Genomic DNA, 13,036 nt, shown 5'->3' with positions numbered 1-13,036 from the left:
CGCTAGTAATCCCACAGACTGCGCCACCCTTCCAGCGGATGATGCCCTTCGGCATCGAGCACCGAGACGCTAGCGGTCATTCCGGCACTCAATTGCACCTCCGGCGGCACATCCAAGAGCTCTACGCGGACCGGAATACGTTGCGCCAGTCGTACCCAATTGAACGTGGGCTGAACTTCCGCCAATAGCTGCTCGTCCGGGCTTGCGTTGCGGTCGGTGATTCCGCTACTGATGCTGGCCACACGCCCCTTGAGAATCCCCTTGTGGCTCATCAGGCGAATATTGACGGCATCCCCTACTGCAATATGCGGGATCTTGGTTTCTTCGAAATAGGCCATGACGTAGAAAGAGCGCGTATCAACCAGCGCCATGACAGCTTCACCGGTACGTACGTAGTTACCTTCGGCAAATCGCAGGTTCGTGATGCGTCCTTCGCGAGGCGCCAGCACTTGGCTACGCGCCAGGTTAAGCTCCGCCAGCCGGATATCCGTCAGCGCTTCCTGATACTGACTCCGTGCCACGGCAGCGTTAATCTGCGCATTTTCCCTGTCTTCGGCACTGATGGCGCTGACACCCAGACGATTACGGCGCTCAGCCTCGCTCTCACGCAGGCGCAGCTGCTGTTTGCGTGTATCGGCAACGGCGCGGGCGTGGTTGAGCGTAGCCTGGTAGCGCTCCCGGTCGATCTGCATGATCAGATCACCTTTCTTGACCAGCTGATTATCCTTGACAGGCAAGCGAGTCACCCAACCGGCCACATCGGGCGAGACGACCACGACATCGGCTCGAACACGTGCATCACGCGTCCAGGGCGAGAGCATGTAAAACCGCCACAGCCATAGGCCAGCCAGCACCGCCACTATCACCACGACCACTGTAATCGCTACACGGGCCACCTTGCGCATCATGCCCTCCTCATCCAAGCGTTCATATTCACCGTGACCACGTCACGTTGCGGCAACCCAGGTAATGGCTGCGAGCAGCAGCAGAAACAGTGCGCACCCAAATAGCGCCTCATGCCAGATCCAGCGACTCGCATGAAGTTTATGCATGACCAGCCGAATCACACCTGTCAGTAATAAAGCCGCTACCGCATAAAGAAACAGCGGGCTCAGGTAAACGCCGCCGATAGCCCATTCATGCAGGTCCATGGTGATCCTCAAGCGATTGGCACCACATCGTCCAGGTTCGCTGCAACTGGCGAACCGCTCCATGAGCCAGGCGCTTGGGCTCATCCGGCTCTGGTACGGCTTCTAATACAGAGCGTAATCGGTTCGCGGGTTCATCCAGCTGCTCCGGCCGTACGTGCTCCAGACCATTTGCCAGGGCTGCCGAAAACGCCTGTAGGAAACGATCGCGCTCCGCCGCCAGTGAGCCGGTCGCCCCGTCAAGGCAGGCGCGCAGGTGCAACAGCTCATTACCCAGATCCAATGCCAGCAGGCCATCGTGCCAGCGACGACGTTCATGAAGCGGCATGAGGTTAATATTGCGTGCCAGTTGCAGCAATCGATCGGCCATCCGCCCTCCAAACCAGGTTTCAGCAATACCAAGAGGGCGCTCTGTCAGACGCTGCAGGTCATAGGTCGTGGCTGAAAGAATTCTTCGGATCAGCCGCCGCGGGTGACGCAGTGTAATCAAACGAAAGATCACGACGGCAAAGCCAACTCCAATGACCAGCGCCTGGGCCTGATTGAGCAGGTTAGCCATGTCCATGCGGGTATGGTTGTTTGGCGAAACCAGCACAATGAAGTGCAACGCAAACGCAGTAGCCGTACCTACCACCGCCGGCGGCCCCGCCATTCCAAGCGCGGCAAAAAACAGCGGAACCCCCATACCCAGGCACAATAACGGGAAGCCGGACCATGACGGCAATACGGCCTGGCTGACAACAATGGCCACCACGATGGCGTAGGCAATGCCACGAAGAAAACTTAGGCCGATCTGAACGGCGTTATCGCGGTTGGCGAACAGGCTGCATAAAACAGCACCCAACAGCATGGCACCGGTTGCGGCAGGCCAGGCGGTGTTCAACCAGAACATCGCAAGTCCGAGCAATGCCAATGCGCTGCGCATTCCATACAACAGCGCCGTCTGGATGTCACGGTGCCAGGACAGTGCCGAAGGAGCACTGTCATCAGCCACGCCACGGGCAACCGCCCGTTCGGCCTGTTCAGCCGTTAGGGCCTTGCCGAGCAGAATGCCCAGGCGAGCCAGAAAGTAGCGCTGGTCATTGCTGTAACGTGGATCATTGTGCTCGTCATGGAGCCGGTTGAGCAATGCCTCAATGGCCGTTGGCTCGAACGGATCCAGATGCTGGATAACCTCTTCACGCCAGGGCGCGACCGCCTCTTGCTCATTTGCTTCAAGGTTACGCCATTGGCGAACCACGCCCCGCGAGGTACGCAACAGGCTCAGCAGATCTCGACAGAACAATCGCAACGCACGGGCACGCTGACGTCCTCGATGGCCCTCGAACCATGTGTGGTCGCGCTGCGCATCAACAGCCACGATCTGGCCAAACACCCCAAGCAGTCCGGTCGCTGCGGTTTCATTTCCAGCCACCTCAGCGCGTGCTGTCTGCAGACCCGCCTGCCAGACTTTGCTGGCCTGTTGACTCAGGTTCTGCTCTACACGTTGCGGCCAGATCACCGAGCTGACGATAGACGCTACAATGATGCCCATGCAGATTTCCATGCAGCGAGCGACTGCCTGATCAAAGACGCCGAGCGGCTGAGCGATGGCTGGCAGACCAATGATCGCTACGGTGTAGCCGGCCAGAACGAAGGCATAGGACACATGATTGCGCAGCAAGGTCGACGCAGCGGTGCACAACCCGAGCCAGAGCGCCATGGCCAGAAGAAAAGCCCAGGGCGTCTGTGCAAACAGGCCAATCAACACCACAGACATGATCGTCCCGGCTACGGTCCCGATCAGACGAAACAGACCCTTGGCTACCACCATGCCGGACAACGGCTGCGAGACGATAAACACCGTCATCATCGACCACGTGGGCTGTTCAAGATCGAATCGAAACGCAAGCCATAGGGCCAGACACGCCGCAAAAAGCGTCTTGACCGCAAACTTGAGCGCCAACGGGCTAGGCGCAAGGAAAACCTGCCAGGGAATACGCACGTGCTTATTATCGTCGAGTGATGACCGATAGGCTCACGAACGCGTCAGGAAGTTCCTTGCATCAGCCTGGACAATACCAGGCTGGTGGCTCGCTAGCCTCTTCGAACGATACCGGCGCGCAGACACAGCGCGGCACATAACGCCACAATGGACAGCAAGGCCAGCTTGAGTCCTACTGCCTGGGCCAACAGACCGATCAGCGGAGGCCCCATGAGCAGCCCGCCATAGCCCAGGGTAGCAACAGCAGCAACGCCAACCCCCGGGTCGATGCCCGGGCGATTGCCTGCAGCGCTGAAAAGGATCGGCACAATGATCGACAGCCCCAGGCCGGCCAGGGCAAAGCCAATGATCGAAATGATCGCATCAGGCGCCAGCAGCGCTACAACCATCCCCAGTGTTGCCAACCCTCCAAGCGCACGAACCAGTGAGTGATCCTGAAAGCGAATACGCAGGCGATCACCAAAGAGTCGGCCAAATACCATCGTGGCGGAAAAAGCGGCATATCCCAAAGCGGATAACCCTTCGCTGGCATTCTTCACATCATGCAGAAGCAAGGCGCTCCAGTCAGCGATAGCGCCTTCGGACACAAACGAACACAACGCCATGAGGCCCAGCCCTACGACTGCCATGGGTGGCAGACGCAGACCTGAACCCTTGTGGGTACGCGCAGACATGTGCTCATCAGGCAAAAGCCGTTTACCGCCAGGTAGCAGAAAGATAAGGGCAATCACTGCCAGTAAGAGGAAATGCCAGACAGGTGACAATGCCACCAGCGCAGCCGCCCCTAGCGCACCGACCAGGCCGCCAAGACTGTACATCCCGTGAAGAAGCGAAAGCGTCGGACGCCGAAGGGCTCGTTCGACTTCTACAGACTGCGTGTTGACCGCAACATCCATTGCGCCACTGGCCAAACCAATAAGGTACATCGCCAAGGCAAAGCCGAGCCAGTGATGGGCCAGCCCGACCAAGGGAAAGGCAAGCAGGAGCAGTAGCCCTCCACCAATTACAATCCGGCGGCTACCCAGACAGCGCTGGAGAATTCCTGTCAGGGGGAACGCTGTCAAGGCACCCAGCCCCAGGCACAGCAACGCCTGTCCAAGCGTACCTTCGTCAAGTCCGGCCTGCATTTTCAAGGCCGGTATCCGCGCCATCAGACTGCCGTGCACCAGTCCATTGATAGCGAAGAAATAAGCGCAAGCCCAACGCGCAGAGCCTGCTAATGTCATTTCAGCCATAACCACTCCAGCAAAACGAAGCCCCGCCGAAGCGGGGCTTTGTTGAATCCGGTTGACTACCGGACAACCCAGGCAGTCAGAGCCGAAGCGGTTACCAGAAGTTCATCTGGCCATCCGATCAGGCCTCGGTTTTACCCGCAGCGCCTTTGACCAGCTGCTGAAGCTCACCTTTTTCGTGCAGCTCCAGCAGGATATCGCTACCGCCTACCAGCTCACCGTTTACCCACAACTGGGGGAACGTTGGCCAATTGGCATACTTAGGCAGATTGGCCCGGATCTCAGGATTTTGCAGAATGTCCACATAGGCGAACTTCTCACCACACGCCATCAACGCTTGCGAGGCACGGGCAGAGAAACCGCACTGCGGAGCATTGGGGGAGCCTTTCATGTAAAGAAGAACAGGGTTATTGGCGATCTGTTCTTTGATCGTTTCGATGATATCCACGGTGCACCTCGCTGAATTTCAGTGCTGACCAGTGTAACGGAAAACCCAGTGAAACGCTCGGTTTTGCCTCTGGCCACCCGTCCATACAGATAAGGACAATGGAAACAATTTGCAAGCCTGATGATGCGACTTGATACAGGAAGGGAGATTGGAGGGAAGAACAAAAATTATCGTTGCGGTTGTTTTCCTTCAAACCGGCGAACTCCATGTCCGCCGGTTCGAGCTCATCCTTAGTGGATGGAGCTGATGGTGCCTTTCTGGCCAGTCACTTTGACGTTAACGGCCTTGTACACCAGATAGTCTTGAACATCGACTTCATAACGCGGGGCAACGATTACGTCAGCGCCCGAAGCCTTGACAGCCTTGTAAGCTGCAGCAGCTTTAGCCGAGGAAACTGGATCCAGTCCCAGAGCAAAACCACCTTCGCCACCACCATAGGTAACGCCGTCTGCAAACTTGCTATCACCACCCAGCTTCAGCATACCGAACAGAACGTTTACGGAAGACTGACCTGTGATGGTTTCACCTACTTTGACATCCGCTTTCAGACCGGTATCAACCGCGCCACCCAGAGGTAGAGCTGGCTGACTTACGTTCTGGCTGGCACAGCCAGTGAGCAGGGCCAAAGTAGAGAAGGCAGCGGCATACACTACGCGTTTCATGCAATACTCCTTTGCATACAATTTTCCAATAATCCCATTGCGGGGTAATAACGTCGCCTCGAAAGGCGGGCGGCATAGTAGTCATTTAACAAAAATGTAACAACCGTAGCGGAACAATTTTCCAATCTTTGTGAAGTTTTACCTTTTGCGTAATAACCGGTTGCAATCTCATCTTTTCTGCCACCTCGCCAGGGATTTGCGCAAATATATAAATTACTTATAAGATCCGGCCCTTCCCTTTCCTCCGCATAGGTGCGGCAGTAGCTTTGGGTGTAGCCTGTTTTTCCTGAAGCCGGCCGGCACCCCTGGCCTGTATTCATAGGTATTGATGATGAGCGCTCGGCATTTTCTTTCGTTCATGGATTGCACACCCGATGAGCTGTTGCAGCTGATCCGCCGTGGCATCGAGCTGAAAGAACTGCGTAGTCGAGGCGTCAGCCACGAACCGTTGAAAAATCGTGTTCTTGGCATGATTTTCGAAAAGGCCTCGACCCGTACGCGTCTGTCCTTCGAGGCAGGCATGATCCAGCTAGGTGGCCAAGCCATTTTCCTGTCCCCGCGCGACACGCAGTTAGGCCGCGGTGAGCCGGTAGATGACTGTGCCCGCGTCATGTCCCGTATGCTCGATGGTGTCATGATCCGTACCTATGCCCACAGCACCCTGACGACCTTTGCGGCAAACTCCAACGTTCCGGTTATCAATGGACTGTCTGATGATCTTCATCCCTGTCAGCTGCTGGCTGATATGCAGACATTCTTCGAACACCGCGGCAGCATTCAGGGCAAGGTTGTGGCCTGGATCGGCGACGGGAACAACATGTGCAACAGCTATATAGAAGCTGCCGAACAACTGGACTTCACCTTGCGTGTGGCCTGCCCTGAAGGCTTTGAGCCAAACGCCCGCTTCGTTGAGCGCGCCGGTGACCGCGTTCAAATTGTTCGTGATCCAACAGAGGCCGTAGAAGGCGCTCATCTGGTCAGTACTGACGTTTGGACATCCATGGGCCAGGAAGAGGAATCGAAAATCCGTCTGGAAACGTTCAAGGCGTATCAGGTCTCGCGTGAGCTCCTGGACAAAGCCAGCCGGGATGTCGTTTTCATGCACTGCCTTCCAGCGCACCGCGGAGAAGAAATCAGTCACGACCTGCTGGAAGATCCACGCTCGGTCGTATGGGATGAAGCAGAAAACCGTCTGCATGCGCAAAAGGCATTGATGGAGTTTCTGATCCCACATACACGCAACGCATGAGCATTCTCACGCTCAGCTATCTGGCCTGCGGCTACGGTGGCAGCACGATCGTAAGCGACCTGAGCCTGTCTCTTGAGTCAGGAGAGATTGGCTGTCTGCTTGGTCCATCAGGATGCGGGAAGACCACGACGCTGCGCGCCATCGCCGGATTCGAGCCTGTCATGCAGGGCGAAATCCGTCTCGCCGATCAGGTCATTTCCCGAGCGGGGTTTACCCTGGCGCCAGAGCAGCGCGGGATCGGCATGGTCTTTCAGGACTATGCTCTTTTTCCTCACCTGAACGTACGTGACAACATCGCCTTTGGTATTCGCAAGCATCCCGAGCGCGAGCGCATCGTGGGTGAGCTGATGGCCCTGGTCAAACTGGAGCAGCTGGCCAAACGCTATCCTCATGAACTGTCAGGTGGTCAACAGCAGCGTGTTGCCTTGGCTCGCGCCTTGGCACCGTCGCCTCGTCTGTTATTGATGGATGAACCTTTTTCCAACCTGGACGTAGAGCTTCGTCGATCGCTCAGCAGCGAAGTCCGGGATATTCTGAAAGCTCGAGGCACCAGCGCCATCCTGGTGACTCATGACCAGGAAGAAGCGTTTGCGGTAAGTGACAAGGTGGGGGTTTTTCAGCATGGCCATCTTGAGCAATGGGATACACCTGGGCACCTCTATCAGACCCCTGCTACTCCCTTTGTGGCAACGTTTGTAGGCCAGGGATTTTTCATTCCGGGTCGTGCCGTCGACTCAGAATCGATCAGAACGGAACTTGGGGTTGTCAGGGCCAGGAACAAAGCGTTCGAGGAAGGCGATGAGCTTCGCGTTCTCCTTCGGCCTGACGACATCCTCTATAGCCCCGCGAGCACGTTGACCGCGCAGGTGGTCAGCCAGGTATTTCTAGGTGCAAGCACCCGCTATCGACTGGCGCTTGCGTCAGGAGCACGTCTCGAAGCGTCCTTCCCAGGATTTGTTGAGCACCGTGCCGGTGAACAGATCGGAATTGCGCTCAAAAAAACGGCGCTGACAACCTTCAGCGCCACATAACGTCAATCCAGCAATAGACGACCACTGGCGACGCGACGAGCGTGACCCGCGATGCTCACGCGCTCGCCATCCAGACGGCACCAGAGTTCCCCGCCCCGCTCCGAGCACTGGTAGGCTCGCAGCATCCGCTTCGCCAGGCGACGAGACCAATAGGGAATAAGGCTACAATGAGCCGAGCCAGTCACCGGGTCCTCATTGATGCCAATACCAGGCGCAAAGAAACGGGACACGAAATCATACCGCTCACCTCGAGCGGTGATAATAACACCCGGCCAACGCAGACGTGCCAGAGCCGCAAAGTCAGGCTTGCAGTTGCGCACCGCCTCTTCCGACTCCAGGAGAACCAGTAGCTTATCTGCGCCCAGTACATCGACCGGACTAACGCCTAATGCACGCTCCAGCTCTGGTGTGGAACCGATCTCACTTGGAATCTGTGCAGGAAAATCCAGCGCCAGAAGCCCATCGTCTTCCTTATAGGCACGCAGGGTGCCGGAGCGGGAAATAAACTCGATCTTTTCTCCCGCTTCCTCATAAACAGTAAACAGTACATGAGCCGCTGCCAGCGTCGCATGGCCACACAACGGTATTTCAACCTTTGGGGTAAACCACCGAATGCGCCAGACATCACCCTCCCGACGGACAAAGGCCGTTTCCGCCAGATTATGCTCAGCGGCAATCTTCTGCATCAGATCGTCCGGCAACCATGCATCGAGACGGTAGACCATCGCTGGATTACCCGCGAACGGACGATCAGCGAAGGCATCGATTTGGTGAAAGTCGAGTTGCATGGTTTGCTCCATCTTTTCTTTTGAGTTCTTCGTACAGCATGAGCGAAACGTGCCTACGTCACAATGTACAGTTCACCAGCTATGACAGTTAAACTGGTCCGGCAACTCGCTCTGTGTAGGATCTCTCGGATCATCGGCACTCTTGTCACCAACCGCTACGGGCACACTCAAAGCCCGCTGTAATTGCGAGCAGCCAGATAGCGATCAAGGGAAAACACCAGAGCGGCAATAATTGACCATAGCGCAGTGAATCGATTGGTCAACTCAGTTGAAAGGACTTCATTTGCCCGCTACCCGTACGAGCGGAGAACCTGCACATTACTCCCGTGCAATCTCGGCAAACTGCCCTGCGGTCAGGCTAGCCAGCGCCTGGGCAGACAGCTCCACTTCAAGGCCACGTCTGCCTGCACTAACATAAATGGTAGGAAACCGCTCGGCACTGCTGTCAATGAACGTTCTCAAGCGTTTTTTCTGCCCCAACGGGCTGATTCCGCCTACCAGGTAGCCGGTAGCACGTTGGGCTACCTGAGGATTGGCCATGTCTGCCTTTTTGACAGACGCCGCATGGGCCAAGGCTTTCAGGTCAAGACTGCCACCTACCGGAACGATAGCCACCAGCAACTCCTCCTTCTCGGTAGCGGCCAACAATGTTTTGAACACCCGGACGGGTTCAAGTCCAAGCTTGTCTGCCGCCTCAAGTCCATACGAAGCGGCTTTGGGATCGTGTACATAACTGAGTACGCGATGCTCTATCTTGTACTTTTTGAGCAGGTTTATCGCTGGTGTCATGCCATTGTCCTTGTGGCTTTATGATCCAGTTTGTCTCTGCCTTTGCAGCCTGTAAAGCCTTGTAATGCCTTACTTGGGGCGTCCCTCAAGCGTGACCTGAAACACGCCTTATAAAGTTCCTTTTCAAACAAGTGTTTTGCCTGTCATAAAATATCCTGCTTCGCTCATCACAATTTTCTATGGGGATGAAAGAAGAACCTTTGACAACGTTCGATTTTGAAACTAACTTTTCGTTTCCGAAAGGATGTAGTTTCACTTTTTTTCTACTACCGCAATAAATACAACAATCAAGAGGCTCCTCGTATGAGTACTCCACTAATGCCCACCCTACGTGGGCAATGCATTGCCGAGTTTTTGGGAACAGGATTATTCATTTTCTTCGGAACCGGTTGCGTCGCTGCCATGAAGGTTGGCGGAGCCACTCTGGGGCTCTGGGAAATCAGCATCATATGGGGCATTGCGGTCAGCATGGGGGTTTACTTGAGCGCTGGCGTGTCGGGTGCACATCTGAGCCCTGCCGTTACCATTGCGCTTTGGCTGTTTGGCGGCTTCGAGCGTAGGAAGGTCCCGCTCTACATCATTTCGCAGATCGCAGGCGCTTTTTGTGGCGCCGCGCTGGTATATGGCCTGTATAACAGCCTCTTTTTCGAATACGAACAGGCTCACAATATGGTACGCGGTAGCGTAGCCAGCCTTGAGCTTGCGGGTGTGTTCTCCACCTATCCGAACGCAGCCCTGTCTGTTGGTCAGGCGTTCCTGGTCGAGATGGTCATTACCGCCATCCTGCTGGCCGTGATCATGGCCTTGACCGACGATGGCAATGGTCTTCCACGCGGCCCGCTGGCCCCGCTTCTAATTGGTTTGCTTGTTGCTGTGATCGGTGGATCTATGGGCCCGCTGACAGGCTTCGCTATGAATCCGGCTCGTGACCTGGGTCCTAAACTTATGACTTTCCTGGCTGGCTGGGGTGATGTAGCCCTGACCGGTGGCCGCGATATACCCTATTTCCTGGTACCGATCTTCGCGCCCATCCTGGGTGCCTGTCTGGGTGCCGCTGCTTACAAGGCGCTCATCTGCCGTCACCTGCCCAGTCTTGGCTCAGCAGCGTGCGACATTCCTGTCAAAGAAACCTCAGTTGAAACGAATAAGAAAGACGCTGCCGCTCAGCCCAAGATCAGCGCGTCACAGGCTCAATAATAAGGATTTCCATCATGTCTAATAACAAGCATTACATCGTGGCCCTGGACCAGGGCACCACCAGCTCCCGCGCCATCGTGCTGGATCGTAACGCCAATGTGGTGAGCATTGCTCAGCGTGAATTCGCACAGATCTATCCGCAAGCCGGCTGGGTCGAGCATGACCCGATGGAAATCTGGGCCACCCAGAGCGCTACCTTTGTGGAGGCCCTGGCTCATGCAGGCATTAGCCATGACGATGTAGCCGCCATCGGTATTACCAACCAGCGCGAAACCGCCATCGTCTGGGACAAGACCACAGGCCGCCCGATTTACAATGCCATCGTATGGCAGAGCCGCCAAAGCACAGAGATCTGCAATCAGCTCAAGCGTGACGGCATGGAAGAGCATATCCGCCGCACGACCGGACTGGTCATCGACCCCTACTTCTCCGGTACCAAGATCAAGTGGATCCTGGACCACGTGGAGGGCAGCCGTGAGCGCGCCCGCCGTGGCGAGCTGCTGTTCGGTACTGTCGATACGTGGCTGATCTGGAAGATGACCCAGGGCAAGGTCCATGTCACCGACTACACCAATGCCTCACGCACCCTGATTTTTGATATCCATAAGCGTGACTGGGATCCCGTGATGCTTGAAGCACTGGACATCCCCCGCGAAATGCTGCCGGTGGTTCGCTCCTCCTCCGAAGTCTACGGCTATGCCACTCTGGGCAGCAGCCAGGAAACCGGCATTCCGATCGCAGGGATTGCAGGTGACCAGCAAGCCGCCCTGTTTGGCCAGATGTGTGTAGAGCCGGGCCAAGCCAAGAACACCTATGGCACCGGCTGCTTCCTGCTGATGAACACTGGTGAGAAAGCGGTGCAGTCCCAGCATGGTTTGCTAACCACTATTGCCTGCGGACCGCGTGGTGAAGTGAATTACGCACTGGAAGGCGCCATCTTTAATGGTGGCTCTACCGTTCAGTGGCTGCGCGATGAGCTCAAGGTCATTAATGAGTCCCTAGACTCCGAGTACTTCGCCACCAAGGTAAAAGACAGCAATGGCATCTATCTGGTACCGGCCTTTACCGGCCTGGGCGCTCCCTACTGGGATCCCTATGCCCGCGGTGCACTGTTTGGCCTAACCCGTGGCGTCAAGGTTGAGCATCTGATCCGTGCGGCCCTAGAGTCGATTGCTTATCAGACTCGCGACGTACTGGATGCCATGCAGCAGGATGCCGGCGAGCGTCTACGCTCGCTACGTGTGGATGGCGGTGCCGTCGCAAACAACTTCCTCATGCAGTTCCAGGCCGACCTTCTGGGCACCTGCGTAGAGCGCCCCGAAATGAAGGAAACCACTGCCCTTGGTGCAGCGTATCTGGCTGGCTTGGCCACCGGCTTCTGGAGCAGCCTGGACGAACTACGCAACAAGAGCACCATCGAGCGTGTATTCGAGCCTACCTGTGATGGCGACCATCGCGAGGAGCTTTACAAGGGCTGGAAGAAAGCTGTCGAGCGTACTCGCGGCTGGGCGCAGGACTGATGTCATTGGACGGGGCGACTGGGAAGTCGCCCTTTTCACATCAGGACGATGAAGTTGATGCACTGAACTGGCGCCCGGCGCCTCGCTACGGCATTCTTCCTGTCAAACCACCGTTGAAGGAAGATTGCATGAGCCTGGCGCCCCGTCAGCAGAACATCCTGGACCTTGTCCGCGAGCGTGGCTATGTCAGCATCGAGGAGCTTGCCCAGTATTTCACCGTAACCCCCCAGACGATTCGTCGAGACATCAACCAGCTGGCCGAAAGCGGTTTGCTGCGTCGTTATCACGGTGGTGCCGCCCATGACTCCAGCGTAGAAAATACGGCTTACACCATGCGTGCTGGACAAATGCGTGATGAGAAGCGTCGTATCGCGGAGGCCGTTGCAGCACAGGTCCCGGATCATGCCTCATTGTTCATTAACATCGGTACGACGACCGAAGCGATCGCTCACGCGCTGCTCAATCACCGTAGCCTGAAGATCATTACGAACAACCTCCATGTTGCGAACATCCTTAGCGCAAAAGAGGACTTCGAAGTCCTGATTGCAGGTGGCAGCGTACGCAGTGACGGCGGCGTGGTAGGCCAGGCGACGGCTGACTTCATCAAGCAATTCAAAGTGGACTACGCGCTGGTTGGCATCAGCGGCATCGATGAAGACGGCACTCTGCTGGATTTCAATTATCAGGAGGTTCGCGTTTCACAGGCCATTTTCGAAAACGCACGCAAGGTCTTTCTGGCAGCCGACTCCAGCAAATTCGGACGCAGCGCCATGATTCGCCTGGGCTCGCTCGAGCAGATCGACGTGCTCTTTACCGAGTCTCAACCAGACGAAGCCTTTACCCGGCTGCTCTCTCAATTCAAAGTCCGTCTTGAAATCGCCTGACCAGAGTGTCAGGCCTTTCACATTTCATTCATTTAAGTTCGTTTATTTTCCTTTTAGAGTTTTTTTATCGGTTTACGACTGGCGCAAGGCAACTCTTTTGTCTA

General features: G+C 56.1%; 13 protein-coding genes. 5 read left to right on the top strand and 8 right to left on the bottom strand.

Going from position 1 to position 13,036, the window contains the following annotated elements; translation table 11 throughout:
• Positions 1-2 precede the first annotated feature (2 nt).
• From EAW52_RS08445 to EAW52_RS08420, 6 genes are all read right to left on the bottom strand, one after another.
• The gene (locus EAW52_RS08445; RefSeq protein ID WP_019365826.1) at positions 3-905 is read right to left on the bottom strand and encodes an HlyD family secretion protein; all 903 of its coding nucleotides are present in this window, start codon (positions 903-905) and stop codon (positions 3-5) included.
• A gap of 42 nt (positions 906-947) precedes the next feature.
• The gene (locus tag EAW52_RS08440; protein ID WP_019365827.1) at positions 948-1,151 is read right to left on the bottom strand and encodes a DUF1656 domain-containing protein; all 204 of its coding nucleotides are present in this window, start codon (positions 1,149-1,151) and stop codon (positions 948-950) included.
• Positions 1,138-3,132 (bottom strand): FUSC family protein, encoded by a 1,995-nt coding sequence (locus EAW52_RS08435; RefSeq protein WP_122042090.1) that lies wholly within the window; start codon positions 3,130-3,132, stop codon positions 1,138-1,140. Before EAW52_RS08435 ends, EAW52_RS08440 begins: the two co-directional genes overlap by 14 nt.
• A 92-nt stretch (positions 3,133-3,224) precedes the next feature.
• Entirely contained in the window at positions 3,225-4,367 is a 1,143-nt protein-coding gene (locus EAW52_RS08430; protein ID WP_122042089.1) for an MFS transporter, read from the bottom strand.
• A 118-nt stretch (positions 4,368-4,485) separates the two neighbouring features.
• Complete coding sequence (gene grxD, locus EAW52_RS08425; RefSeq protein ID WP_010795086.1) at positions 4,486-4,812, bottom strand: Grx4 family monothiol glutaredoxin; 327 nt, start codon at positions 4,810-4,812, stop codon at positions 4,486-4,488.
• 230 nt (positions 4,813-5,042) lie between these two features.
• Positions 5,043-5,474 (bottom strand): hypothetical protein, encoded by a 432-nt coding sequence (locus EAW52_RS08420; protein WP_010795087.1) that lies wholly within the window; start codon positions 5,472-5,474, stop codon positions 5,043-5,045.
• A gap of 331 nt (positions 5,475-5,805) precedes the next feature.
• Between EAW52_RS08420 and argF the strand changes: the two genes are divergently transcribed.
• Positions 5,806-6,723 (top strand): ornithine carbamoyltransferase, encoded by a 918-nt coding sequence (gene argF, locus EAW52_RS08415; protein WP_122042088.1) that lies wholly within the window; start codon positions 5,806-5,808, stop codon positions 6,721-6,723.
• Positions 6,720-7,754, top strand: coding sequence for an ABC transporter ATP-binding protein (locus EAW52_RS08410; protein WP_122042087.1), 1,035 nt, complete (start codon positions 6,720-6,722; stop codon positions 7,752-7,754). The genes argF and EAW52_RS08410 overlap by 4 nt, the downstream gene beginning before the upstream one ends.
• A gap of 2 nt (positions 7,755-7,756) precedes the next feature.
• Here EAW52_RS08410 and EAW52_RS08405 read toward each other — a convergent pair whose 3' ends face one another.
• Together EAW52_RS08405 and ybaK are read right to left on the bottom strand one after the other, a co-directional pair.
• The gene (locus EAW52_RS08405; protein WP_122042086.1) at positions 7,757-8,542 is read right to left on the bottom strand and encodes a PhzF family phenazine biosynthesis protein; all 786 of its coding nucleotides are present in this window, start codon (positions 8,540-8,542) and stop codon (positions 7,757-7,759) included.
• A gap of 318 nt (positions 8,543-8,860) precedes the next feature.
• Positions 8,861-9,331 carry a Cys-tRNA(Pro) deacylase gene (gene ybaK / locus EAW52_RS08400; RefSeq protein WP_010795091.1) on the bottom strand — a complete coding sequence of 157 codons (471 nt, stop codon included), beginning with the start codon at positions 9,329-9,331 and terminating at the stop codon, positions 8,861-8,863.
• Between the two features lie 303 nt (positions 9,332-9,634).
• Between ybaK and EAW52_RS08395 the strand changes: the two genes are divergently transcribed.
• The 3 genes from EAW52_RS08395 (at position 9,635) to EAW52_RS08385 (ending at position 12,932) form a co-directional block, all read left to right on the top strand.
• Positions 9,635-10,528 (top strand): MIP/aquaporin family protein, encoded by an 894-nt coding sequence (locus EAW52_RS08395; RefSeq protein ID WP_010795092.1) that lies wholly within the window; start codon positions 9,635-9,637, stop codon positions 10,526-10,528.
• Between the two features lie 14 nt (positions 10,529-10,542).
• Positions 10,543-12,048, top strand: a complete 1,506-nt coding sequence (glpK, locus tag EAW52_RS08390; RefSeq protein ID WP_122042085.1) for a glycerol kinase GlpK — start codon at positions 10,543-10,545, stop codon at positions 12,046-12,048.
• Positions 12,049-12,176: 128 nt separating this feature from the next.
• On the top strand, positions 12,177-12,932 hold the full coding sequence (locus EAW52_RS08385; RefSeq protein ID WP_026003951.1) for a DeoR family transcriptional regulator: 756 nt from the start codon (positions 12,177-12,179) through the stop codon (positions 12,930-12,932).
• Positions 12,933-13,036 lie beyond the last annotated feature (104 nt).

Origin of the sequence: Pseudomonas sp. LTJR-52 (assembly GCF_003691465.1) — a bacterium.
GTDB classification, from domain to species: domain Bacteria; phylum Pseudomonadota; class Gammaproteobacteria; order Pseudomonadales; family Pseudomonadaceae; genus Chryseomonas; species Chryseomonas luteola.
The sequence above is the reverse complement of the archived record's forward strand: the minus strand, read 5'-3'. Positions and strand labels throughout refer to the sequence as shown.